A 23,509-nucleotide genomic window follows, 5' to 3' on the forward strand; every position below is an offset into this window, starting at 1 on the left:
CCCGTCCTTCATGCCGGGGGACCCCTCTGCAACCCGTCCTCCTGGTGGTCAATCATCGCAGTCGAAAATTGCGTCTGACGCCGAGTCTGTTGTTGTCAACTGTCATGCAAGAGAAGCGCGAGGAGCGTCTCGGCCTTCAGCACAGCCTGCTGCCCGTCCTGCGCCGTGGCATCCGCACCGACCAGCGCGGCGAGCTCCGGCCGGTCCACGAAGGCAAGGCCGCCCACCAGCACGCCGAGCTGCGGATTGCGCGAGGCGCGGCGAATGTCATGGATCAACGCCGCCAGCGCATCCGTCCGTGTCTCGCAGGCCAGCGAGAAGCCGACCATGCTGAACCACTGCTTGCGCGCCGTCGCGACCAGCTCGCGCGCCGAGGCGCCGGTGGCGCTGAACACCTCCCAGCCCTGGCGGCGGAAGAACTCGCTGACGAGCAGCAGGCCGAAGCTGTGCTGTTCGCCCGGCACGGCGGCGAGCAGGATGCGGCGCAGCGCGTCGTTGCGGCCGGGCCGCGCCTCGAATGCGTGGCTGTTCTCCAGCACCAGTTGCTGCAGGCAGCACAGGCCGACGGTGACGCTGGCGAAGTCGCAGCGATCCGCCAGCCAAAGATCGCCCAGCCGGCGCGCGACCGGCGCCAGCAGGTCCAGGTAGATGCACACCAGGGTCACGTCGCGCGCGCGCAGCCTTCCGATGAAGGCGCTGCCGCCGACGAGGTCGCCGGTCATGACGATGGCGGTGAGAGCCTCGACTTCCTCCGGCGTCGGCGCCTGCGCCGCCCTGTCGCCGCCGTCCGGCGTTGCTTCGGGCGGTCGCCGCGCCAGCACCAGGCGCGGAATGACGTCGACCTCCAGCGCCCGCGCAAGCCAAGCGACGCGCTGGCGTTCCGCCGCACGGTCGCGGGCGTTCAGCGCCCCCTCGGCATCGGCGAGCACGTCAGGCGTGGCGGGGGAGAACCCCGCCGGCACCGCCTGCACGCACTGTGCCGTGCTTTCACGCATCTCCACCTGTGGCTCTCCAGCAGCCATGGGTTTCGAGGTCATCGCCCTCTCCCGATCAGACTGTCACGGCGGCGGCCCCGAATGTCAATTCCGATTTACGTCAATGAAGCTTGACACCCGTGACGGCGCTTCTCTAGCCTTGCTCTACGAAGCGCGAAGTGGGGAGAAACATGCGGAAGTGCCTTGTCGCCGAAGCCGGAGATGATCGGCTGCGATGCAAGTCCTTCCGCGGCCTGCCGCAAAGTGCGGCGGCAGAACCCGCGCGACGCCCAGCGGACCGCCTTTGACAGAGGGTTGTCAAGCTATGCTTACAGCTAGCCGGATTGCCGGCCTTCTCGACGCCCTCGACAGCGCCCCGTGGGGTGCGACCTCGGGCCGGCGCATCGGCCGCGGCGACCAGCCGGGGCCTGCGCTCTACACCCCGGAGGAGCGGCGCCGCCGCGATTCCTCTCCATGGACGATGGTGCAGGGCGTCCTGGCCCCGCTGCAATTCGTGGTTTTCCTCGTCAGCCTCGGCCTGGTGCTGAACTACCTTGCCACCGGGGAAGGCCTGGCAACCGCCACGGCCTCGGTCGTGGTGAAGACCATGGTGCTCTACACGATCATGATCACCGGCTGCATCTGGGAGAAGGAGGTGTTCGGCCGCTGGCTCTTCGCGCCGGCCTTCTTCTGGGAAGACGTCTTCTCGATGCTCGTGCTCGCGCTGCACACGGCCTATCTGCTGGCGGTCTTCGCTGGCGTCGGCGACGGGCAGGGTCAGATGCTGCTCGCGCTGGCAGCCTATGCGGCCTATGTCGTCAACGCCGCGCAGTTCGTGCTGAAGCTGCGTGCCGCCAGGCGGCAGGAAGCGCGCATGGCACCGCTCGGGGGCATGCAGGCCACATGAGCGTCGCCTCGGCTGCCCCGATTGCCGTCGCCGGCTGCGCCCCGCGGCCGGTGCTGCGGGAGCGCGGGCAGCACGAGGTGTTCTGCGGCCTGACCGGCATCGTCTGGCTGCATCGCAAGATCCAGGACGCCTTCTTCCTTGTCGTCGGCAGCCGCACCTGCGCGCATCTGCTGCAATCCGCCGCCGGCGTGATGATCTTCGCCGAGCCGCGCTTCGCCACCGCGATCATCGACGAGCGCGACCTCGCCGGCCTTGCGGACTGCAACGACGAGCTCGACCGTGTCGTCGCCAGGCTTGTGGAGCGGCGGCCGGACATCCGCCTGCTGTTCCTCGTCGGCTCCTGCCCCTCCGAGGTGATCAAGCTCGATCTCTCCCGCGCGGCGCAGCGCCTGTCGCGCCGCTTCATGCCGAAGGTTCGCGTGCTGAGCTATTCCGGCAGCGGGATCGAGACCACCTTCACCCAGGGCGAGGATGCCTGTCTGGCATCGCTGGTGCCGGAGATGCCGGCCGAGCCCGGCACGGCGCGCTCCCTGCTGGTCGTCGGCGCGCTTGCCGAGGTGGTCGAGGACCAGATGCTGCGCCACTTCGCGGCGCTTGGCGTGGGGCCAGTGCGCTTCCTGCCGGGCCGGCGCGCCGCGGAACTGCCGCCGATTGGCCCGGGCACCCGCGTGCTGCTGGCGCAGCCTTTCCTCGGCGACACGCTGCGCGCGCTGGAATCGCGCGGGGCAACGCGGATCCCCGCCCCATTCCCGCTGGGCGTCGAAGGCACCAGCGCCTGGCTGCGTGCCGCGGCCGAGGCATGGGGCTGCCCGTCGGCGCGCATTGCGGAGTCGCTCGCCGCGGGCGAAGCGCGCGGGCGCGCCGCGCTCGCACGGCATCGCGACTCGCTGGCCGGCAAGCGCATCTTCTTCTTCCCGGACAGCCAGCTCGAGATTCCGCTGGCCCGGTTCCTCTCGCGCGAAATGGCGATGGAGCTGACCGAGGTCGGCACGCCCTATCTGCATCGCGACATCATGGCGGAGGAGCTGGCGCTGCTGCCCGACTCCGCGCGCCTGTCCGAAGGGCAGGACGTCGATCGCCAGCTCGATCGCTGCCGCGACGCGCAGCCGGACATCACCGTCTGCGGGCTCGGTCTCGCCAACCCGCTGGAGGCGGAGGGGATGGCCACGAAGTGGTCCATCGAGCTCGTCTTCACGCCGATCCAGGGCTACGACCAGGCGGGCGATCTCGCCGGCCTCTTCGCGCGTCCGCTGGACCGGCGCGCGCGGCTGGAGCTGTAGCCATGCAGCTCGCTGTCTGGACCTATGAAGGTCCGCCCCATGTCGGCGCGATGCGCATCGCCACCGCGATGCAGGGCGTCCACTACGTGCTCCACGCGCCGCAGGGCGACACCTACGCCGACCTGTTGTTCACGATGATCGAGCGCCGCGCCGCGCGCCCGCCCGTCACCTACACCACCTTCCAGGCGCGCGATCTCGGCGGCGACACGGCGGAGCTGTTCAAGACCGCGGTGCGCGACGCGTACGATCGCTACCGCCCGCAAGCGATGCTGGTCGGCGCTTCCTGCACGGCGGAGCTGATCCAGGACGATCCGGGCGGTCTCGCGAAGACGCTCGGCCTGCCGATTCCGGTCGTGCCGCTGGAACTGCCGGCCTATCAGCGCAAGGAGAACTGGGGCGCGGCCGAGACCTTCTACCAGCTCGTCCGCGCCTTGGCCGGCCCGCATGCGCCGCCGCCCGGCGAAGCCTCAAGCAGGCGCGCCTCCGGCGCGACGCGCGGCGCGGGCCGCCGCTGCAACATCCTCGGCCCGACGGCGCTCGGCTTCCGGCATCGCGACGACGTGGCGGAGATCCGCACGCTGCTGCAGGCGATGGGCTGCGAGGTGAACGTCGTTGCCCCGCTCGGCGCGACGCCCGCGGATCTCGCGCGACTCGGCGAGGCCGACTTCAACGTGGTGCTGTATCCGGAGGTCGCCGGTCAGGCGGCAGGCTGGCTCAAGCGAAGCTTCGGCCAGCCCTGCACCACGACGGTGCCGATCGGCGTCGGTGCCACGCGCCGGTTCTGCGCCGAGGTCGCGGCGCTGGCGGGCCTTCCGGCGCGGGCCGAAGACGCGGCGCTGCGCATGCCCTGGTACTCGCGCTCGGTGGACAGCACCTATCTCACCGGCAAGCGCGTCTTCGTCTTCGGCGACGCGACGCACGCCATCGCCGCCGCGCAGGTCGCCGCGAAGGAGCTCGCCTTCGAGGTGGTGGGCCTCGGCAGCTACAGTCGCGAATTCGGCCGCGAGGTGCGCGACGCCGCGAAGGCGCATGGCGTCGAGGCGCTGATCACGGACGACTACCTCGATGTGGAGGCGGCGATCGCCGCGGCGCAGCCCGAGCTGGTGCTGGGCACGCAGATGGAGCGCCACATCGCCAAGCGCCTGGGCATCCCCTGCGCGGTGATCTCGGCGCCCGTGCATGTTCAGGACTTCCCCGCGAGGCATTCGCCGCAGATGGGCGTCGAAGGCGCAAACGTCCTGTTCGATACCTGGGTCCATCCGCTGATGATGGGCCTGGAGGAGCATCTGCTGACGATGTTCCGAGACGATTTCGAATTCCATGACGGCGCCGCCGCATCGCACCTGGGTGCGAAGGCGGCGCCGGCCGAGCTGGGTCACGGGGCGGCGCCCGCCGCGCCTTCCGTGCCCGCGCCCGCGGCGGTGACTCCCCACGCCGTCGCGGGCGACCCCATCGCCTGGGGGACCGAAGCCGAGCAGGAGCTGAAAAAGATCCCCTTCTTCGTGCGGGGGAAGGCCCGTCGCAACACCGAACGATTTGCCGCCGAGCGCGGCATCGGCGTGATCACCCTCGAGACGCTGTACGATGCCAAGGCCCATTTCGCGCGCTGACGCGCCCGTGGTCCGCGTGGCGATCGTCACGATGGACAGCCACCTCGCCGGCGCGATGCTGCAGGCGCGAGGGGACCTGGCGCGCGAGATTCCCGGTCTGCAACTCGTCGTCCACGCCGCCGACCGCTGGTCCGGCGATCCCGGCGCGCTCGCCGCGTGCAACGAGGACATCGCCCAGGCAGACATCGTCGTCGCCGCCATGCTGTTCCTGGAGGAGCACATCGCTGCCGTGCTGCCGGCGCTGGCCGCGCGACGGAACGGCTGCGATGCGATGGTGTGCATGCTGTCGGCCGGCGAGGTGATGAAGCTCACGCGCCTCGGCCGGTTCGACATGGGTGTCGAAGCCACCGGCGTGATGGCGCTGCTCAAGAAATTGCGCGGCGCGAAGAAGGGCGGCAGCTCCTCCGGCCAGGGGCAGATGCGCATGCTGCGGGAACTGCCGCGGCTGCTGCGCTTCATCCCCGGCACGGCGCAGGACGTCAGGGCGTATTTCCTCGCGCTGCAATACTGGCTGGCCGGCAGCCGCGCGAACCTGGCCAATATGGTCCGCCTGCTGGTCAACCGCTACGCGACCGGGCCGCGCAAGGCGCTGGCCGGCACGCTGAAGGTCGCGGCGCCGGAGCACTATCCCGAAGTCGGCCTGTATCATCCGACGCTTCCCGCCCGCGTGACGGAACGGCTGGATCAGATCCCCGGCAAGGGCGCTGCCGGCACCGTCGGTCTGCTGGTGATGCGCAGCTACGTGCTCGCCGGCAACGCCGCGCACTACGACGGCGTGATTGCAGCGCTCGAATCGCGCGGGCTTCGCGTGATTCCCGCCTTCGCGTCCGGCCTCGACAACCGGCCCGCGGTCGAGCGCTTCTTCGTCAGGGACGGCGTGCCAGCGGTGGACGCGGTGGTGTCGCTGACCGGCTTCTCCCTGGTTGGCGGTCCCGCCTACAACGACAGCCATGCGGCAGAGGAGCTGCTCGCGAGGCTCGACGTGCCCTACATCGCGGCGCATCCGCTGGAATTCCAGACGATGCGCCAGTGGCAGGCGGATCCGCGCGGATTGCTTCCGGTGGAAGCGACGATGATGGTCGCGATCCCGGAGCTGGATGGCGGCATCTGGCCGATGACGTACGGCGGCCGCTGCGGCGCGGATGCGCAAGGCAAGACCTGCCCGGGCTGTGATGGCGTATCCTGCCAGCGCGACATGCGCGCGCATCCCGAGCGCGCCGAGCGGCTGGCGGAGCGGGTGGCGCGGCTGGTGGCGCTGCGGCGATCCGAACGGCGCGACCGCAAGGTGGCGATGGTGCTGTTCAGCTTCCCGCCGAATGCCGGGAACATCGGCACGGCCGCCTATCTCGGGGTCTTCGAATCGCTGCTGAACGCACTGCGCGCCATGGCGGCTGCCGGCTACGACGTCGAGGTGCCGGCGAGCCTGGAGGCGCTGCGCGACCGCGTGTTGCATGGCAACGCGGCGCAGTTCGGCGCGATCGCCAATGTCGCGGCCCGGATCGGTGCGGACGACCATGTCCGGCGGGAACGCTACCTGCCTGAGATCGAGAAGCAGTGGGGCCCCTCGCCGGGCCGCGCACAGTCGGACGGCGCCAGCATCCATGTGCTCGGTGCGCGATTCGGCAATGTCTTCATCGGCATCCAGCCCGGCTTCGGCTGGGAAGGTGATCCGATGCGCCTGCTGTTCGAGCGCGGCTTCGCACCGACTCACGCGTTCAGCGCCTTCTACCGCTGGATCCGCGAGGATTTCGGCGCGCATGCCGTGCTGCATTTCGGCACGCATGGCGCGCTGGAGTTCATGCCGGGCAAGCAGGCGGGGCTCTCCGCGGAATGCTGGCCGGACCGGCTGATCGGCGAGCTGCCGAATTTCTACCTCTATGCCTCGAACAATCCCTCTGAGGGGATGCTGGCGAAACGCCGAGCGGGCGCCGCGCTGATCTCCTATCTCACGCCGCCGGTGGCGAATGCTGGGCTGTATCGTGGCCTGCTCGACCTGAAGGCATCGCTCGATCGCTGGCGCGGGCTCGACCCGGCAGGCGACCCGGCCATGCGCGATGCCCTCGCGGAACTGGTGCAGGCGCAGGCGGCGGCGGTGGATCTTGCACCGGCCGAACCCGCCTGGTGCGCGGCCGAGCTGGATGCGCAGGTCGTCTCGCTCACCGCGGCGCTGCTGGAGCTCGAATACACGCTGATCCCGCACGGCCTGCATGTGATCGGCAGCGTGCTGACGCCCGATCAGCGGGCGCAGACGCTGGACGCGGCAGGCGTGACCGATGCGGCGGAGCGCGCGCGGCTGGAGGGCCTGCTTTCGGTCGATCCGGAACTGCCGGCGATCCTGCATGCGCTGGATGGCGGCTACATCCGCCCCGCGCCGGGTGGCGACCTGCTGCGGAGCACGGCCGTGCTGCCGACCGGGCGCAACCTGCACGGCTTCGACCCCTTCAAGATCCCGTCGGCCTTCGCCGTCCAGGATGGTGCGCGCCAGGCGGACCGCCTGCTGGCACGCCATGCCGAAGGCGGCGGAACGCTGCCGGAGACGGTGGCGATCGTTCTGTGGGGCACCGACAACCTGAAGACCGAGGGCGGTCCGATCGCGCAGGCGCTCTGGCTGATGGGCGCGGAGCCGCGGCATGACAGCTATGGCCGTGTCTCCGGCGCCAAGCTCATTCCACTCGAGAAGCTGGGCCGTCCGCGGATCGACGTGATGATGACCCTCTCCGGGATCTTCCGCGACCTGCTGCCGCTGCAGACGAAGCTGCTGGCGGAAGCCGCGCTGCTGGCGGCCAAGGCGGACGAGCCGCCCGCGCAGAACTACATCCGCAAGCACGCGCTGGATTTCCAGTCGCGCCATGGCGGCGAGATCGAGCAGGCGGCGCTGCGGGTCTTCGGCAACGCCGAGGGCGCCTATGGTTCCAACGTCAACGGCATGATCGACGCCGGCGTCTGGACCGACGAGGACGAGCTCGCCGAGACCTATGTGCGCCGCAAGGGCTTCGCCTATGGCGTGGACGGCAAGCCGGCGCGGCAGGACCAGGTGCTGGGCCATCTGCTCGGCAGCGTCGAGGTCACCTACCAGAACCTCGACAGCGTCGAGGTCGGGCTGACCACGATCGACCAGTATTTCGACACGCTCGGCGGCATCAGCCGCGCTGTCCGGCGGGCGCGCAACGGCGCGGAGGCCGCCGTCTATGTCGGCGACCAGACGCGCGGCGAGGGCACCATCCGCACCGTGGCGGAGCAGGTCGCACTGGAGACACGCACCCGCGCTCTCAATCCGAAGTGGTTCGAGGCGCTTCTGGCGCATGGCTATGAGGGTGTGCGCCAGATCGAGGCGCAGGTGACCAACACCATGGGCTGGTCCGCCACGACCGGCCAGGTCGCACCCTGGATCTACCAGCAGCTCGCACAGACCTACATGCTCGATCCCGAGATGCGCGTGCGCCTCGCAAAGCTGAATCCGACAGCATCCGTCCGCATCGCCAACCGTCTGATCGAGGCGCACGAGCGGAACTATTGGCAGCCGAGCGAGGACACCATCGAGGCGCTGCGCCGCGCCGGCGAGGAACTCGAGGACCGGTTGGAAGGCATTGCCGTGGAGATGGCCGCTTGACCGTAATCATGAGACCGCCGCCGAATTCCTCTTCTTCCCGCCTTGGCGACGGGGAAGGGTCCGTGCAGGTCCATGCCGATCCCCTCGCGAAGATCGAAGGGGCGACCGTCTTCGCCATCTACGGCAAGGGCGGCATCGGCAAGTCGACCACCAGCTCCAACCTCTCGGTGGCCTTCACCAAGCTGGGCAAGCGCGTGCTGCAGATCGGCTGCGACCCCAAGCACGACAGCACCTTCACCCTGACCGGGAAGATGATCCCGACGGTGATCGACGTGCTGGATTCCGTCGGCTTCCATGCCGAGGAACTGCGCGCCGAGGACTTCGTGTTCGAAGGCTACAACGGCGTGCTGTGCATCGAGGCCGGCGGGCCACCGGCGGGCACGGGCTGCGGCGGCTATGTCGTCGGACAGACGGTGAAGCTGCTCAAGGAGCACCACCTGCTCGAAGAAACGGACATCGTCATCTTCGACGTCCTGGGCGACGTGGTCTGCGGCGGCTTTGCGGCCCCGCTGCTGCACGCCGACCGCGGGCTGATCGTTGCCGCCAACGATTTCGACAGCATCTTCGCGATGAACCGCATCGTCGCCGCCATCAAGGCGAAGTCGGTGAACTACGGCGTGCGCCTCGGCGGCGTCATCGCCAACCGCTCACGCGACACCGACCAGATCGAGCGGTTCAACGCGGCATCGGGCATGAAGACGCTGGCGCATTTCCCCGATCTGGACGTCATCCGGCGCTCGCGGCTGGCGAAGAAGAGCCTGTTCCAGATGGACGACGCGGTGGCGGACGTGAAGGCGGCGCAGGACGAATATCTCCGCCTCGCGGCCTCCCTTCTCGCCGGTGTGACGCCGTTGGAAGCGGTGCCCCTGAAGGACCGCGAGATCTTCGACCTGCTGGGGTTCGACTGATGCCGACCCTGACCTACCAGGCCCGCCGCGGCGAGCTGCACGAGTATTTCGACCGCACAGCGATGCGGGCGTGGGAGCGGCTGACGTCGGATGCGCCGGTCAGCGGCATCCGCGCCACCGTGCGCGCCGGCCGCGACGCGATGCGCGGCACGTTGCTGTCATGGCTGCCGGCCGACCTGCAAGGTCTTCGGCTGCTGGACGCCGGCTGCGGCACCGGCGCACTGGCGATCGAGGCGGCGCAGCGCGGTGCGGACGTCGTCGCGGTGGACATCGCCCCGGCGCTGGTGCAACTGGCGCGCAACCGTGCGGCGGCCGCCGGCGTGGCGGAGCGCATCGTCTTCGGCGAAGGCGACATGCTCGATCCCGCACATGGCCGCTTCGACCACGTCGTCGCGATGGACAGCCTGATCCACTACCGGCCCGAGGACACGGTGCGCGTGCTGGCAGGGCTGGCCGCGCGCACGACCAGGTCAATGCTGTTCACCTTCGCGCCGCGCACGCCGCTGCTGGCGGCGATGCATGCCGCTGGCCGGTTTTTCCCGCGCGGAGACCGCGCACCCTCCATCGTGCCTGTCGCTGAAGCCGGCCTGCGCCGCCTGATCGCGGGCGAGCCTGCCATGGAGGGCTGGGCCCCCGGGCGCGACCGGCGCATCGCTTCGGGCTTCTATACCTCCCATGCGCTGGAGCTCGTCCGGCGATGAACCGCTTCGAGGCGAAGCTGGCGCGCATCTGGACGAAGGTCGGCAGCGAGATGCTGCCCTTCGCCGATGCCGTCTCGGCCGAGCTTCCGTGGTCGCGGCTGCTGCGCCTCTCGCTGTTCCAGCTCTCCTGCGGCATGATGGCGGTGCTGCTGATCGGCACGCTGAATCGCGTGATGATCGTGGAGCTGGCGGTCCCGGCGAGCATTGTCGCCACGATGCTGGCGCTGCCGCTGGTCTTCGCGCCCCTGCGCGCGCTGATCGGGTTCAAGTCGGACACCTACCGATCCGTGCTCGGCTGGCGCCGTGTGCCCTATATCTGGTTCGGCAGCATCGCTCAGTTCTCCGGCCTCGCCATGATGCCCTTCGCGCTGATCGTGCTCTCGGGCGACACCTGGGCGCCGCCCTGGGCGGGGCAGCTTGCCGCGGCCATCGCCTTCCTGTGCGTGGGTGCGGGCATGCACACAGTGCAGACCGTCGGCCTTGCGCTGGCCTGCGACCTGTCGCCGCGGAAGGCGCAGCCGAATGTCGTCGCCGTGCTGTCCCTGATGCTGCTGCTGGGCATGGTGGTCTCGGCGGTGCTGTTCGGCCTGCTGCTCTCGGATTTCAGCCAGCTGCGCCTGATCCAGGTGATCCAGGGCTGCGCCGCGGCGACGCTCGTCATCAACTTCATCGCCATGTGGAAGCAGGAGCCGCGCAACCCCGAGCGGACCAAGGGCATGGAGGAAGGCGACGCCGGCTTCGCGGAGAGTCTGCGGCAGTTGCGTGCCACGGGACCCTGGGGGCGGCGTCTCCTGGCGGCGGGGCTCGGCTTCGCCGGCTTCGCGATGCAGGACGTGCTGCTCGAGCCCTTCGGCGGCGAGATCCTCGGCCTGGGCGTCGGGGCTACCACGGGGCTCACGGCCCTGCTCGCCGGCGGCAGCGCCATCGGCTTCGTCGCGGCCGCTCGCTGGCTGGGACGCGGCGCTGATGCCCATCGGCTGGCCGCCTATGGCGCGCTGGTCGGCGCCTTCGCCTTCGGCCTCGTCGTCGTCTCCGCGCCGCTTCTCTCGATCCCGGCCTTCGCCCTGGGCGCGCTGGCGATCGGCCTCGGCGGCGGGCTCTTCGCCCACGCCACCTTGACCTCCTGCATGCGCTTCGCGCCGTCGAACCAGATCGGCCTCGCGCTCGGCGTCTGGGGGGCGGTGCAGGCCACCACCGCGGGCCTTGCGATCGCAACCGGCGGCATCCTGCGCGACGTGCTGAACGGCCTCGCCCTGACGGGCGCGCTGGGCGACGCGATGGCCGGGCCGGCCACCGGCTACCTGGCGGTGTACGGCATCGAGATCGTGCTTCTCTTCCTCACCGTGGCCGTCTTCGGTCCGCTCGTGCGTGGCACGGGCGCGCCGATGCGGTCGCAACCTGGATCCGGCCTTGCCGGGTCCGCCCAGATCTGAGGGATCAACGGAGGTCCGCCATGCCCACAGCCCCGACATCGGTCTTCCAGGACCTGGCTGCGCTATCGCTCTACCTGTTCTTCGCCTTCTTCGCCCTGCTGGTGCTGTGGCTGCACCGGGAAGGCAAGCGGGAGGGCTATCCGCTGATCTCGGATCGCGTCGGCCATCCGCTGCGCGCGCCCATCGAAGGCTTCCCGGCCACGCCGGAGCCGAAGCGCTTCCGCATGGCGCATGGCCATCACGACGTCCTCGCGCCCGGCCCGCATGAGGAGCGCGACATGGACCCGCTGATGACGCCCTATGATCCGTTCCCCGGCGCGTCCCAGATCGCGACCGCGGAGCCGATGCAGGCCGGCATCGGCGCGGCGTCCTACGCGCTGCGCTCCGACACGCCGGACCTGACCTGGGACACGCAGGAGGCGAAGATCGTCCCGCTGCGTGCCGCGCCGGGCTGGCACATCGCCGAGGGCGACCCTGAGATTCGCGGCCGGCCTGTCTTCGGGCTGGATGGCAAGGTCGCCGGCACCGTGGTGGATCTCTGGGTGGACAAGTCCGAGGTGCTGCTGCGTTACGTCGAGGTCGAGGTGATCGGCAGCGGCAAGCGCGTGCTGATCCCGCTCGGCCTGGTGCATTGGTGGGGCGACGGCCCGGTGAAGGCCGATACCGCCACCGGCGCGCAGATCGCCGCAGCGCCGACCACGGCGCATCCCGAGCGCGTGACGCTGCGCGAGGAAGACCGCATCAGCGGCTACTTCGGCGGCGGCGAGCTCTACGCGACGCCCGAGCGGGTCGAGCCGCTGGCATGAGCACCGCGCATCGCCCCACCTTCAGCGAGCATGACAGCGAGCCGGTGCCCGGCCTGCCCGGCCCGCTGCCGCAAGGCGAAGCGATCCTCTGGCAGGGCAGCCCCGGCTGGCGCGGCCTGGCGCGGCGCGCGATGCATCTGCGCGCGCTCGCCATCTACTTCGCCATCCTCGGCGCATGGAGCGCCGCGGTGCTGTCCTCGGAAGGCGCGGGCAAGCTCGCCGCCATCCAGGGCATGGGCTTCGTCCTGCTTCTCGGCACCGTGCCGATCGCGCTGCTCGCGCTCTATGCCTGGGCTTCCGCGCGCAGCACGCTCTACACCATCACGACGCGGCGCATCGTGGTGCGGACCGGCGTGGCGCTGCCGATGACGATCAACATCCCCTTCGCGGTGATCGGCAGCGCCGGCGTGGCGCAGCATGCGGATGGCACCGGCGACATCCTGCTGCAGGTGATGCCGCCGAATCGCATCTCCTGGCTGGCGCTGTGGCCGCATACGCGTTCCTTCCGGGTGCTGCGGCCGCAACCGATGCTGCGCGCCGTGGCGCAGCCCGACAGCGTCGCGCAGATCCTCGGTCGCGCGCTGGCTGCCGCGGCGGCGGTGCCGGTGCAGCCCATCGGCGCGCGTGCGCCGGCGAAGGCGGCGGACCGGCCCGCGGAAGCGATGGCCTGACGCCATGGCACAGGCGCTTCCCCGTCCGGCCTTCCTGCCGCGCAGCATGCTGCTGGCCGCTGCGGCGGTGGTCGGCGGCACGCTGATCCTGGCGGTGCTCGGTCACAAGGCGCCGGTGAACCCCGCCAGCACCGGCGAGAGGCCGGTCGCCACGCGCGACCTGCGCTTCGCCGATCGCGACGACGGGGCTGTGGTGATCACGGATGCGCGCACCGGCGGCGTGATCGAGGTGCTGCCGGGCGGCACCGAGGGCTTCGTGCGCGGCGCGATGCGCGGGCTGGTGCGGCAGCGGCGCGTGGCGGGGCAGGGAACCGAGCCGCCCTTCCGGCTCAGCACCTGGTCCGACGGACGGATCACGCTGGTGGATACGGCAACAGGCAACACGATGGAGCTGCACGCCTTCGGCAGGACCAATGCGGAGGCATTCCTGAAACTCTTGGCAACCGGGGAGTAGAGCCATGACGGACCACTGGGGAGTGGGCCGGGCGATCTTCGGCGGAAAGACCGTCGAAGTGCCTTGCACAGTGGAGATCGAGCGGACAGCGGAGTATTTCTTCGCCAACGCCATACCCGAAGGGATCGAGTTGCGTCCGGGCGACCGCGTGCTGGTGCATGGCACGCCGGATCACGTCGAGTTCGGCGAGAAGCGCGCCTTCGCCACCACGGCGACCGTGTATCTCGCCGGCCCCATCGAGCGCTTCTGGACCCGCTGGTCCGCGCTGTTCGAGGTGACCGAGCTCTATCACTGCGGCTTCGAGCCGAAGGAGGTCGCGGCATGAACGCGATGACGCCGGCGGGCCGCCCGTCCTCCTCCTCCGAAACGACGAAGATGGCGCTGACCGAGACGGTCCTGTCGCCGCGCTTCTACACCACCGATTTCGCCGCGATGGACTCGATCAGCGTCGAGCCGGTGCGCGAGCAGTGGGACCGGCTGATGGCGGAGTTCCACGCCGATCCGAACAAGGGCCATTTCATCCGCACCGCCGAGTTCGACGAATTCGACATCGAGAGCCTGCCCGTACCGCTGCAGAAGGAGTTCGTCGAGTTCCTCGTCAGCAGCGTCACGGCGGAGTTCTCCGGCTGCGTGCTCTACGCCGAGATCAAGAAGCGCGTGACCAATCCGGACATGAAGGACCTGTTCGGCGTAATGGCGCGTGACGAGTCGCGCCATGCCGGCTTCATCAACGACACGCTGAAGGACATGAAGGTCGGCGTGGACCTGGGCTTCCTGACCCGGGCGAAGAAGTACCACTACTTCCAGCCGAAGTTCATCTTCTACGCAACCTACCTGTCGGAGAAGATCGGCTACGCCCGCTACATCACCATCTTCCGCCAGTTCGAACGGCATCCGGAGCTGCGCATCCACCCGATCTTCAAGTGGTTCGAGAAGTGGTGCAACGACGAGTTCCGCCATGGCGAGGCCTTCGCACTGCTGATGCGCGCCAACCCCGACCTGGTGAAGGGCGTGAACCGCTACTGGGCGCGCTTCTTCCAGCTTGCGGTCTTCGCCACCATGTATGTGCGCGATCACGCACGGCCGGAATTCCACAAGGCGCTGGGGATGGACGCCACCGAATACGACATGCGCGTCTTCCGCATCACCGAGGAGATCTGCCGCCAGGTCTTCCCGGACACGCTGGACGTCGACCACCCCGCCTTCCTGCGCAACTTGCAGCGGTTGAACGGCATCGCGGAGGCGCTGGGCCGCGCCAAGGCGCAGGGCGGCATCCTGGGCAAGGCGAAGCAGGCGGCGCTGTCGACGGCGGCGGCGGCGATCTTCGCGCGGCTTTACCTGCTGCGTCCGCGCCGCCACGCGCTGCCGGACGACGCCCGCCTGTCGCCGGCCTGGTAGCGAAGGCGCCGCGTATGGCCGAGTTCGGGCTTCCCGCCCTCTTCACCCTCCTGATCTGGTGGTCGAGCACGGGCTTGATCATCTTCCTGGACGGGCTGCGGCGGGAGACCTTCCGCTGGACGATGCTCGGCGCCACCACGCTGCTGCTGACCGGCCTGTTCGGCCTGCATGTCCTGGCGCACGACACCAGCGTCACGGCCGCTTGGCTCGGCTTCGTCTGCGGGGTGCTGTGCTGGGCCTGGATCGAGATCGCCTTCCTCACCGGTGCCGTCACCGGGCCGCGCCGCACCGCCATCCCGCCGGATCTGTCGGGATGGCCGCGGCTGCGTGCGGCGATCGCCGTGCTGCTGTGGCATGAACTGGCGATCATGGCGCTCGCGGCGGCGATCGTGGCCTTGACATGGGGCGCGCCGAACCAGATCGGAACCTGGACCTTCCTTGCCTTCTGGGCCATGCGGCAGAGCGCGAAGCTGAACCTCTATCTGGGCGTGCGGAACCTTTCCGAATCCTTCCTTCCGGATCACCTGCGGTATCTGGAAAGCTATTTCGCGCGCCGTCGGATGAACCTGTTGTTTCCCGTCTCGGTGATTGCGGGGGTGACGGCCGTGGTGATGCTGGCGCTGGCTGCCATGGCACCGGACGCCACGCGGCACGAGACGGTGGGGCTCACGCTGCTCGCCACGCTCGTGGTTCTCGGCCTGCTCGAGCACGTGTTCATGGTGCTGCCGGTGCCGGCCGATGTGCTCTGGCGCTGGGGCCTTGCCTCGCGCACGCGGGAGGGACGGCAGGAACCGTCGAGCGCGGCATGACGGCGTCGTGCTTGATGCCGATCAAGGCCGCTGCGCCCTTCCGCCATCAGATTGCCTGTCGCGCCGCGCCGCCGCGACAGCGCCCGTGCCGCTCGGCGCCGATCCGTCACTGGGGGCCAAGATGAACTACGAAAGCTTCTTCCGCGGGCAGCTCGACGGCCTCCGGCGCGAAGGGCGCTACCGCGTCTTCGCCGATATCGAGCGGCAGGCCGGCAGCTTTCCCCGCGCCATCCGCCACGATGGCGGCCGCGCGCGGGAAGTGACGGTCTGGTGCAGCAACGACTATCTCGGCATGGGGCAGCATCCGAAGGTGCTGGCGGCGATGCATGCGGCGCTCGATCGCTATGGCGCCGGCGCCGGCGGCACGCGCAACATCTCCGGCACGAACCATGAGCATGTCCTGCTGGAGCGTGACCTGGCCGATCTGCACGGCACGGAATCGGCGCTGCTGTTCAACTCCGGCTACATGTCGAACTGGGCGACGCTGTCCACCCTCGCGGCGCGGATGCCCGGCTGCGTCATCGTCTCCGACGAGATGAACCATGCCTCGATGATCGAGGGCATGCGCCATTCCCGGGCCGAGCGGCGCCTGTTCCGCCACAATGACGTCGCGGATCTGCGCCGCGTCCTGGCCGAATTGCCGGCGGATGCACCGAAGCTGGTCGCCTTCGAATCGGTCTACAGCATGGATGGCGACATCGCGCCGATCGCTGCGATCTGCGACGCCGCCGATGAGTTCGGCGCGATGACCTTCTGCGACGAGGTCCACGCCACGGGGCTCTATGGCGCGCGCGGCGGCGGCATCACGCAGCGCGATGGCGTGGCGCACCGCGTCACCGTCATCGAGGGTACGCTGGCCAAGGCCTTCGGCGTGATCGGCGGCTACATCGCCGGGAGCACGGCGATGTGCGATTTCGTCCGCAGCTTCGCCTCGGGCTTCATCTTCTCCACGGCGCTGCCGCCTGCCGTCGCCGCCGGTGCGCGTGCGGCGATTGCGCATCTGAAGGGCAGCAACGAGGAGCGTGAGGCACTGCAGGAACGCGCCCGCACGCTGCGCCGGCGGCTGGATGCGATCCAGGTGCCGCATCTCGACAATCCCAGCCACATCGTCCCGGTGATGGTTTACGACCCGGTGCAGTGCAAGGCGATCAGCGACATCCTTCTGGACCACTACGGTGTGTATGTGCAGCCGATCAATTACCCCACGGTGCCGCGTGGCACGGAGCGGCTGCGCATCACGCCCGGCCCGGTGCACAGCGACGCCGACATGGACCATCTGGTCGCGAGCCTGGAGGCGGTTTGGTCGCAGTTCAGCCTGAGGCGGGCCGCCTGATGGACGCCGCCGGTTCCCAGGGGAGGGGAGCCGGGCGGGCCGCGGAGGTGCAGGACGACGCCGCGGCAGGTCCGATGCGGTCGCGCAGGGCAGCGAAGCCCGTCGCGCGGCCGGTGTTTCCGTTCTCCGCCATCGTCGGGCAGGACGAGATGAAGCTCGCCCTGTTGATCGCCGCGGTGGATCCCGCGCTGGGCGGCGTGCTGGTCTTCGGCGACCGCGGCACGGGCAAGTCCACCACGGTGCGCGCGCTCGCCGCGCTGCTGCCGCCGATGAAGGCGGTGGCGGGCTGCTCCTTCGCCTGCGATCCCGCGCGCCCCGCGCAGCTCTGCGAGGCCTGCCGCGCCGCCCCGCGGCGCGTGGCGATCACGGTGCCGGTGCCCGTGGTGGACCTGCCGCTCGGCGCCACCGAGGATCGCGTGACCGGCGCGCTCGACATCGAACGCGCGCTGGCCGAAGGCGTGAAGGCATTCGAGCCCGGCCTGCTCGCCCGCGCGCATCGCGGCTTCCTCTACATCGACGAGGTGAACCTGCTGGAGGACCACCTGGTGGACCTTCTGCTGGATGTCGCGGCCTCCGGCGAGAATGTCGTGGAGCGGGAGGGCATTTCGATCCGCCATCCCGCCCGCTTCGTGCTGATCGGCAGCGGCAACCCGGAGGAAGGCGAGTTGCGCCCGCAGCTCACCGACCGCTTCGGCCTCGCGGTGGAGGTGCGCACGCCGCAGGACCTGCCGACGCGGATCGAGGTGGTGAAGCGGCGCGATTCCTTCGATCGCGACCCGAAGCGCTTCTGCGCCGCCTGGGCGAAGGAGGAAGCGGCGACGCGCAAGCGCCTGCTGGCCGCGCGGCGCCTGCTGCCCAAGGTGCGCGTGCCGGAAGCGGCGCTGGAAGCGGCGACGCGCCTCTGCCTCGCCCTCGGCACCGATGGCCTGCGCGGCGAGCTGACGCTCATGCGTGCCGCGCGCGCGCTCGCGGCGCTCGATGGCGATCGCGAGGTCACGCTCGATCATCTGCGCCGCATCGCCTCGCCCGCGCTGCGCCACCGCTTGCGGCGCGATCCGCTCGACGAATCCGTTGCCGCGACCCGCGTGGAGCGTGCGCTCGCGGAAGTGCTGCCGGCGTGACCATGCGCGCTTCTCCCTCTCCCGCGTCAGCGGGGGAGGGTCGGGGCTTTCTCGCCGCCGATATCGAGCAGGCCGCACGGCTGCTTGCCGTGGATCCCTTGGGCCTCGGCGGCGCAGTGCTGCGCGCCCCGCCCGGCGCCGCCCGCGATGCCTGGCTCGCCGTGCTGCGCTCCGCCTTGCCGCACGGCACGTCCTGGCGCCGCCTGCCGCTCGGCGTGCCGGACAGCCGCCTGCTCGGCGGGCTCGACCTGTCCGCGACCCTCGCCGCCGGCCGCCCGATCGCCGAGCGCGGCGTGCTGGCCGAGGCCGATGGCGGCATCCTCCTCGCTGCCATGGCGGAGCGGATGGAGACGGCGACCGCCGCGCGCATCTGCGCCGTGATGGATGCCGGCGCCGTCGTCATGCAGCGCGACGGCCTGTCGGACCGTCTGCCCGCGCGCTTCGCGCTGGTGGCGCTGGACGAGGGAATCGCGCCCGAGGAGGTCGCGCCCGCCGCGCTGCGCGCCCGCCTCGCTTTCCATATCACGCTGCCCGACTCCGTCGCCGCGGCGGCATCAAGTGCCGTGAGTGCAGCGCAGGATGCGCGCACCCTGCTTCCGCACGTCACGCTGAACGACGACGTCGCGGAGGCCCTCTGCGCCGCCGCTGCCGCGCTCGGCGTGGACGATCCCCGCGCGGCGCTCTTCGCGCTGCGCGCCGCCCGCGCCGCCGCCGCGCTGGATGGCCGCCTCACCGTGAGCCGCGAGGACGCCAACCTCGCGGCGCGCCTCGTTATCGCCCCGCGCGCCACGCGCCTGCCGGCCAATGAGGAAGACCAGCCGGAGCCTCCGCCGCCCGAGCCGCCGCCTCCCGACAGCAGCGCGCAGAACGAGGACCAGCCCGATCGCGGGCCCGATGAGCGCGACCTGCAGGAGATGCTGGTCGCCGCCGCCCGCGCCGCGCTCCCCGCCGGCCTGCTCGAAGCGCTGCAACTCCGTGACGCCGCGCGCAAGCGCAACGGCGCCGAGGGCAAGGCCGGCGCGCGGCGCGACCAGGCGCAGCGCGGCCGGCCCGTCGGTACCCGCGCCGGCCAACTCCGGTCCGGCGCGCGCCTCGCGCTGGTGGAGACGCTGCGCAACGCCGCGCCCTGGCAGCCACTGCGCCGGCGCGAACGGCCGCACGGCCCGCCGATCCAGGTGCGCAAGGAGGACATCCGGCTCCGCCGCTTCCGTCACAAGGCGGGCACGACGGCGATCTTCGTCGTGGACGCCTCCGGCTCGGCCGCGTTGCATCGGCTGGCGGAGGCAAAGGGCGCGGTGGAGATGCTGCTGGCCGATTGCTACGTGCGGCGCGACCAGGTGGCGGTGGTCGCCTTCCGCGGCCAGCGTGCGGAGGTGCTGCTGCCACCCACGCCCTCGCTCGTGCGCGCGAAGCGAAGCCTCGCCGGCCTGCCCGGCGGTGGGCCGACGCCGCTCGCCTCCGGCATGGAGGCCGCCGCCGCCATCGCAGCCGAAAGCACGCGGCGCGGCCGCACGCCGTTGCTCGTGCTGCTGACCGATGGTCGCGCCAACATCGCGCGCGACGGCACGCAGGGAAGGCCGGCGGCGGAAGCCGATGCGCTCGCCGCCGCGGCGCCGATCCGGCTTGCCGGCATCCCGTCGCTGCTGGTGGACACCGCGCCACGCCCGCATCCCTTCGCGAAGCGCGTGGCCGAGGCGATGGGCGCCCGCTACCTGCCGCTGCCCGCCGCCGATTCCGCGCGACTCTCCGGCGCCGTCGCCGCCGCCAGGCCCGCGTGACCCATGGTGGACCGCCCCAACTGGGAGCGTGACGGGCGCGACTGGCCGAATCGCGAGCACAGCCGCTTCGTCACCGCCGCCGGTCTGCGCTGGCATGTGCAGATCGCGGGGCAGGGGCCAGACCTGCTGCTGATCCATGGCACTGCCGCCGCGACGCATTCCTGGCGCGACCTGTTGCCGCTGCTCTCGCCAAGTTTCCGCGTGATCGCGCCCGATCTTCCCGGCCATGGCTTCACCGACCTGCCGCCGCCGCAACGCCTGTCGCTGCCGGGCATGGCGGCCTCCGTCGCGGCGCTGCTGCAGGCCATGCAGGTGCGACCGGCCATCGTCGCGGGGCATTCCGCCGGGGCGGCCGTGGCGCTGCGCCTGGCACTGGATGGCCGCATCGCGCCCGATGTCATCGTGGCCTTCAACGGCGCGCTGCAGCCGCTCGGCGACAAGCACGCGGCCTTCTTCACGCGCGCCGCGCGCATGCTGGCCGGCCTGCCCTTCGTGCCGAGCCTGATGGCCTGGCGTGCCTCCAACCGCGCGGTGGCGGAGCGGCTGCTGATCGACACGGGCAGCCGCATCTCCGCGCGCGGCGTGGACCTCTATGCGCGGCTGTTCCGCCACACCAGCCATGTCGCCGCGGCGCTCGGCATGATGGCGAACTGGGACCTGCATCCCCTGCTGCGCGACCTGCCGCGATTGAAGCCGGCGCTGGTGCTGGCGGTCGGCAGCAACGACCGCGCCGTCCCCCCTGCGCAGGCGGAGCGCGTGCGGGCGAAGCTGCCGGCGGCGCGCATCGTCCGGCTGCCCGGCCTCGGTCACCTCGCGCATGAGGAACAGCCGGGGCAGGCCGCGGACCTGCTGCTGGAGGAGTTCGGCCGGCAGGACCGCACAAGCATCTCGCCCTCCGTGTCAGACTTGCCTTACAGTCGGGCCGGGTGACACGAGGGCTGGGGGATGCCGTTCGACGCGCCGGAGACCGTGCAAGCCGACCTGGCCGCCTGTCGCGGCCTGCTGGCCGGCGGCTCGAAATCCTTCGCCGCCGCGGCGCGGTTGCTGCCGCGCCGCGTGGCGGAGCCGGCAACCGCGCTCTACGCCTTCTGCCGGATCGCCGACGACCTGATCGACGAAGGCGGCGGCGCCGCGGGCATGGCGGAACTCACCGCGCGGCTGGACGGCATCTATGCCGGCACGCCGGCCGCCCATCCCGCCGACCGCGCCTTCGCCCGCGTCGTCGCGCGCTTCGGCATCCCGCGCGCCCTGCCGGAAGCGCTGCTGGAGGGTCTCGCCTGGGACACCGAAGGCCGGCAATGCCCGGACGAGCCGGCGCTGGAAGCCTATGCGGCCCGTGTCGCCGCGGCCGTCGGCGCGATCATGACGCTGCTGATGGGCGTGCGAGCCCCGGCCGCGCTTGCCCGCGCCTGCGATCTCGGCGTCGCGATGCAATACACCAACATTGCCCGCGACGTGGGCGAGGATGCGCGCAATGGGCGGCTCTACCTGCCGCATGACTGGCTGCGTGCGGAAGGCATCGAGCCGCGCGCCTTCCTCGACGCGCCGGCCTTCTCCCCCGCGCTCGGCCGCGTCGTCGCCCGGCTGCTGCGGCAGGCGGATGTTCTCTACCGGCGCTCCGAAGCCGGTATCGCCCTGCTGCCGCGGGATTGCCGGGCCGGCATCGGGGCCGCCCGGCTGATCTATGCCGAGATCGGCCGCCAGCTGGAGCGCCAGGGCCTGGATTCCGTCGCGCGCCGTGCCGTCGTGCCCCGGCATCGCAAGCTGCGATTGATGGCCGGCAGCCTGCGTCTGCCCGCCCCGCGTGCCGCGGATGTCGCGGCCCCGCCCCTGCCGGGCACCGACTTCCTGGTGCGCGCGGTGGAGGCCATGCCGCTCGAAGCCGGGCCGCCGAACGGCTTCAAGGAGCGCCTGCTGTGGGCGGTCGAGCTGTTCGACCGCCTGGAGAACCACACCGGCACAACTGTCAGGCTGGCTTGACACACATCAAGGCCAGGGACCTCCGCTTCGGGTGACGCTGCGTCGTCCGGCGCTTGCCGGAGAGGGAGCGTTCCAATGCGAATCGTCCTGATCCATCCGAACTACCATTCCGGCGGCGCCGAGATCGCCGGCAACTGGCCCCCCGCCTGGGTCGCCTATCTCTCCGGCTACCTGAAGGCCGAGGGTTTTTCCGACATCACCTTCATCGACGCGATGACGAACCACCTGAGCCACGATCAGGTGCGCAACCGTCTGCTGGATCTGAAGCCCGACGTGATCGGCGCCACCGCCATCACGCCCGCCATCTACGAGGCCGAATCGCTGCTGAAGATCGCCAAGGAAGCCTGCCCCGATGCCGTGACGGTGCTCGGCGGCATCCACGGCACCTTCATGTACGCCCAGGTGCTGGCCGAGGCGCCCTGGATCGACTGCGTCGTGCGCGGCGAGGGCGAGCAGGTGCTGACCGACCTCGTGCGCTGCGTGGACGAAGGGCGCTGGCCGGCGGAACGTGGCAGCGTGAAGGGCATCGCCTATGCCGAGGACGGCAAGGTGGTCGCCACGCCCGCCTGCCCGCCGATCAAGGATGTGGACCGCATCGTCGCCGACTGGGGCATCCTCGACTGGTCGAAATACATCTACATCCCCATGAACACGAAGGTCGCGATTCCCAACCTCGCGCGCGGCTGCCCCTTCACCTGCTCCTTCTGCAGCCAGTGGAAATTCTGGCGCGACTACCGCGTGCGCGACCCGAAGAAGGTGGTGGACGAGATCGAGGACCTGGTGCGCAACCACGGCGTCGGCTTCTTCATCCTGGCCGACGAGGAGCCGACGATCCACAAGAAGAAGTTCGTCGAGTTCTGCGAGGTGCTGGTCGAGCGCAACCTGCCCGTGCTCTGGGGCATCAACACCCGCGTCACCGACATTCTCCGAGATGAGGCGCTGCTTCCCTTGTACCGGAAGGCCGGACTCATCCACGTGTCCCTCGGCACGGAAGCGGCGGCGCAGCTGAAGCTCGACATGTTCAACAAGGAGACGACGGTCGCGCAGAACAAGAAGGCCATCCAGCTGTTGCGCCAGAACGGCATCGTGGCCGAGGCGCAGTTCATCGTCGGCCTCGACAACGAGACGCCGGAGACGCTGGAAGAGACCTATCGCATGGCACTCGACTGGGATCCGGACATGGCGAACTGGGCGATGTACACGCCCTGGCCCTTCAACGACCTGTTCAAGGAGCTGGGCGACAAGGTCGAGGTGTTCGACTTCTCGAAATACAACTTCGTCACGCCGATCATGAAGCCGGAGGCGATGGACCGCGCCACGCTGCTCGATCGCACGATGAACAACTACCGCCGCTTCTACCTGCGCAAGACCTTCCTGGGCTACCCGTGGATCCGCGACAAGGTGAAGCGGAAATACATGCTGGGCTGCCTCTGGGCCTTCGCGAAATCCGGCTTCCAGCGCACCTTCTACGACCTGGGCAAGGTCGGCTACTGGGGGCCGCAATCGAAGAAGAACGTGGACTTCCACTTCGACGAGAGCCGCACGCTGACAGCCGATGCCGCCCGCGCGCCGCACAACGCGATGTGGAAGACGATGCACCGCCCGAAGGTGAAGCTGCCCGCCGCGAACGCCGCGGCCGCGAAGGCCTGCGGCGGCGGCACGCAGCAACTGCCCGAATCCGTGAACAGCGCATCGCGGGACTGATCCGTTCTCTCCCTCCCCTGCGAAGCGGGGGA

20 protein-coding genes are annotated in these 23,509 nt (G+C 70.2%); 19 read left to right on the forward strand and 1 reads right to left on the reverse strand.

The window, feature by feature from the left end; all coding sequences use genetic code 11:
- Window positions 1-95 precede the first annotated feature (95 nt).
- Window positions 96-1,037, reverse strand: coding sequence for a B12-binding domain-containing protein (locus E4T13_RS26185; protein WP_137181299.1), 942 nt, complete (start codon window positions 1,035-1,037; stop codon window positions 96-98).
- Between the two features lie 262 nt (window positions 1,038-1,299).
- Between E4T13_RS26185 and bchF the strand changes: the two genes are divergently transcribed.
- From bchF to bchE, 19 genes are all read left to right on the forward strand, one after another.
- On the forward strand, window positions 1,300-1,881 hold the full coding sequence (bchF, locus tag E4T13_RS26190) for a 2-vinyl bacteriochlorophyllide hydratase (protein WP_137181300.1): 582 nt from the start codon (window positions 1,300-1,302) through the stop codon (window positions 1,879-1,881).
- On the forward strand, window positions 1,878-3,161 hold the full coding sequence (locus E4T13_RS26195; RefSeq protein WP_137181301.1) for a ferredoxin:protochlorophyllide reductase (ATP-dependent) subunit N: 1,284 nt from the start codon (window positions 1,878-1,880) through the stop codon (window positions 3,159-3,161). The genes bchF and E4T13_RS26195 overlap by 4 nt, the downstream gene beginning before the upstream one ends.
- 2 nt (window positions 3,162-3,163) lie before the next feature.
- The gene (gene bchB / locus E4T13_RS26200; RefSeq protein ID WP_137181302.1) at window positions 3,164-4,771 is read left to right on the forward strand and encodes a ferredoxin:protochlorophyllide reductase (ATP-dependent) subunit B; all 1,608 of its coding nucleotides are present in this window, start codon (window positions 3,164-3,166) and stop codon (window positions 4,769-4,771) included.
- A complete protein-coding gene (locus tag E4T13_RS26205) occupies window positions 4,746-8,381 on the forward strand; it encodes a magnesium chelatase subunit H (protein WP_137181303.1) in 3,636 nt (1,211 codons plus the stop codon). Before bchB ends, E4T13_RS26205 begins: the two co-directional genes overlap by 26 nt.
- Window positions 8,382-8,389: 8 nt before the next feature.
- Window positions 8,390-9,289 carry a ferredoxin:protochlorophyllide reductase (ATP-dependent) iron-sulfur ATP-binding protein gene (bchL, locus tag E4T13_RS26210; RefSeq protein ID WP_137181304.1) on the forward strand — a complete coding sequence of 300 codons (900 nt, stop codon included), beginning with the start codon at window positions 8,390-8,392 and terminating at the stop codon, window positions 9,287-9,289.
- Window positions 9,289-9,990 carry a magnesium protoporphyrin IX methyltransferase gene (gene bchM, locus E4T13_RS26215; protein WP_137181305.1) on the forward strand — a complete coding sequence of 234 codons (702 nt, stop codon included), beginning with the start codon at window positions 9,289-9,291 and terminating at the stop codon, window positions 9,988-9,990. The genes bchL and bchM overlap by 1 nt, the downstream gene beginning before the upstream one ends.
- Window positions 9,987-11,423, forward strand: a complete 1,437-nt coding sequence (locus E4T13_RS26220; RefSeq protein ID WP_137181306.1) for a PucC family protein — start codon at window positions 9,987-9,989, stop codon at window positions 11,421-11,423. The genes bchM and E4T13_RS26220 overlap by 4 nt, the downstream gene beginning before the upstream one ends.
- Before the next feature lie 20 nt (window positions 11,424-11,443).
- Window positions 11,444-12,229: a photosynthetic reaction center subunit H gene (gene puhA, locus E4T13_RS26225; protein WP_137181307.1), complete on the forward strand. Its 786-nt coding sequence runs from the start codon at window positions 11,444-11,446 to the stop codon at window positions 12,227-12,229.
- Complete coding sequence (puhB, locus tag E4T13_RS26230) at window positions 12,226-12,900, forward strand: photosynthetic complex putative assembly protein PuhB (protein WP_137181308.1); 675 nt, start codon at window positions 12,226-12,228, stop codon at window positions 12,898-12,900. The genes puhA and puhB overlap by 4 nt, the downstream gene beginning before the upstream one ends.
- A gap of 4 nt (window positions 12,901-12,904) precedes the next feature.
- A complete protein-coding gene (gene puhC, locus E4T13_RS26235; RefSeq protein ID WP_137181309.1) occupies window positions 12,905-13,354 on the forward strand; it encodes a photosynthetic complex assembly protein PuhC in 450 nt (149 codons plus the stop codon).
- 4 nt (window positions 13,355-13,358) lie between these two features.
- Window positions 13,359-13,679: a hypothetical protein gene (locus E4T13_RS26240; protein WP_137181310.1), complete on the forward strand. Its 321-nt coding sequence runs from the start codon at window positions 13,359-13,361 to the stop codon at window positions 13,677-13,679.
- Window positions 13,676-14,752 (forward strand): magnesium-protoporphyrin IX monomethyl ester (oxidative) cyclase, encoded by a 1,077-nt coding sequence (gene acsF / locus E4T13_RS26245; protein WP_240791302.1) that lies wholly within the window; start codon window positions 13,676-13,678, stop codon window positions 14,750-14,752. Before E4T13_RS26240 ends, acsF begins: the two co-directional genes overlap by 4 nt.
- Window positions 14,753-14,766: 14 nt before the next feature.
- On the forward strand, window positions 14,767-15,561 hold the full coding sequence (puhE, locus tag E4T13_RS26250) for a putative photosynthetic complex assembly protein PuhE (protein ID WP_137181311.1): 795 nt from the start codon (window positions 14,767-14,769) through the stop codon (window positions 15,559-15,561).
- Between the two features lie 121 nt (window positions 15,562-15,682).
- Window positions 15,683-16,894: a 5-aminolevulinate synthase gene (hemA, locus tag E4T13_RS26255; protein ID WP_137181929.1), complete on the forward strand. Its 1,212-nt coding sequence runs from the start codon at window positions 15,683-15,685 to the stop codon at window positions 16,892-16,894.
- Between the two features lie 74 nt (window positions 16,895-16,968).
- Entirely contained in the window at window positions 16,969-18,015 is a 1,047-nt protein-coding gene (gene bchI / locus E4T13_RS26260; RefSeq protein WP_137181312.1) for a magnesium chelatase ATPase subunit I, read from the forward strand.
- An 89-nt stretch (window positions 18,016-18,104) separates the two neighbouring features.
- Window positions 18,105-19,793 carry a magnesium chelatase subunit D gene (locus tag E4T13_RS26265; protein ID WP_240791303.1) on the forward strand — a complete coding sequence of 563 codons (1,689 nt, stop codon included), beginning with the start codon at window positions 18,105-18,107 and terminating at the stop codon, window positions 19,791-19,793.
- Between the two features lie 3 nt (window positions 19,794-19,796).
- A complete protein-coding gene (bchO, locus tag E4T13_RS26270; RefSeq protein WP_137181313.1) occupies window positions 19,797-20,723 on the forward strand; it encodes an alpha/beta fold hydrolase BchO in 927 nt (308 codons plus the stop codon).
- Between the two features lie 15 nt (window positions 20,724-20,738).
- A complete protein-coding gene (locus E4T13_RS26275; protein WP_137181314.1) occupies window positions 20,739-21,773 on the forward strand; it encodes a phytoene/squalene synthase family protein in 1,035 nt (344 codons plus the stop codon).
- Window positions 21,774-21,848: 75 nt separating this feature from the next.
- Window positions 21,849-23,477, forward strand: a complete 1,629-nt coding sequence (gene bchE, locus E4T13_RS26280; protein WP_137181315.1) for a magnesium-protoporphyrin IX monomethyl ester anaerobic oxidative cyclase — start codon at window positions 21,849-21,851, stop codon at window positions 23,475-23,477.
- Window positions 23,478-23,509: the final 32 nt, after the last annotated feature.

It is taken from the genome of Roseomonas sp. AR75 (genome assembly GCF_005222815.1).
Taxonomy (GTDB): Bacteria; Pseudomonadota; Alphaproteobacteria; order Acetobacterales; family Acetobacteraceae; genus Falsiroseomonas.

What these genes read in the sequence shown, in the direction of transcription:
- E4T13_RS26185 (WP_137181299.1), bottom strand. Translation starts at nt 1,037, where the DNA reads ATGACCTCGAAACCCATGGCTGCTGGAGAGCCACAGGTGGAGATGCGT.
- bchF (WP_137181300.1), top strand. Translation starts at nt 1,300, where the DNA reads ATGCTTACAGCTAGCCGGATTGCCGGCCTTCTCGACGCCCTCGACAGC.
- E4T13_RS26195 (WP_137181301.1), top strand. Translation starts at nt 1,878, where the DNA reads ATGAGCGTCGCCTCGGCTGCCCCGATTGCCGTCGCCGGCTGCGCCCCG.
- bchB (WP_137181302.1), top strand. Translation starts at nt 3,164, where the DNA reads ATGCAGCTCGCTGTCTGGACCTATGAAGGTCCGCCCCATGTCGGCGCG.
- E4T13_RS26205 (WP_137181303.1), top strand. Translation starts at nt 4,746, where the DNA reads ATGCCAAGGCCCATTTCGCGCGCTGACGCGCCCGTGGTCCGCGTGGCG.
- bchL (WP_137181304.1), top strand. Translation starts at nt 8,390, where the DNA reads ATGAGACCGCCGCCGAATTCCTCTTCTTCCCGCCTTGGCGACGGGGAA.
- bchM (WP_137181305.1), top strand. Translation starts at nt 9,289, where the DNA reads ATGCCGACCCTGACCTACCAGGCCCGCCGCGGCGAGCTGCACGAGTAT.
- E4T13_RS26220 (WP_137181306.1), top strand. Translation starts at nt 9,987, where the DNA reads ATGAACCGCTTCGAGGCGAAGCTGGCGCGCATCTGGACGAAGGTCGGC.
- puhA (WP_137181307.1), top strand. Translation starts at nt 11,444, where the DNA reads ATGCCCACAGCCCCGACATCGGTCTTCCAGGACCTGGCTGCGCTATCG.
- puhB (WP_137181308.1), top strand. Translation starts at nt 12,226, where the DNA reads ATGAGCACCGCGCATCGCCCCACCTTCAGCGAGCATGACAGCGAGCCG.
- puhC (WP_137181309.1), top strand. Translation starts at nt 12,905, where the DNA reads ATGGCACAGGCGCTTCCCCGTCCGGCCTTCCTGCCGCGCAGCATGCTG.
- E4T13_RS26240 (WP_137181310.1), top strand. Translation starts at nt 13,359, where the DNA reads ATGACGGACCACTGGGGAGTGGGCCGGGCGATCTTCGGCGGAAAGACC.
- acsF (WP_240791302.1), top strand. Translation starts at nt 13,676, where the DNA reads ATGAACGCGATGACGCCGGCGGGCCGCCCGTCCTCCTCCTCCGAAACG.
- puhE (WP_137181311.1), top strand. Translation starts at nt 14,767, where the DNA reads ATGGCCGAGTTCGGGCTTCCCGCCCTCTTCACCCTCCTGATCTGGTGG.
- hemA (WP_137181929.1), top strand. Translation starts at nt 15,683, where the DNA reads ATGAACTACGAAAGCTTCTTCCGCGGGCAGCTCGACGGCCTCCGGCGC.
- bchI (WP_137181312.1), top strand. Translation starts at nt 16,969, where the DNA reads ATGCGGTCGCGCAGGGCAGCGAAGCCCGTCGCGCGGCCGGTGTTTCCG.
- bchO (WP_137181313.1), top strand. Translation starts at nt 19,797, where the DNA reads ATGGTGGACCGCCCCAACTGGGAGCGTGACGGGCGCGACTGGCCGAAT.
- E4T13_RS26275 (WP_137181314.1), top strand. Translation starts at nt 20,739, where the DNA reads ATGCCGTTCGACGCGCCGGAGACCGTGCAAGCCGACCTGGCCGCCTGT.
- bchE (WP_137181315.1), top strand. Translation starts at nt 21,849, where the DNA reads ATGCGAATCGTCCTGATCCATCCGAACTACCATTCCGGCGGCGCCGAG.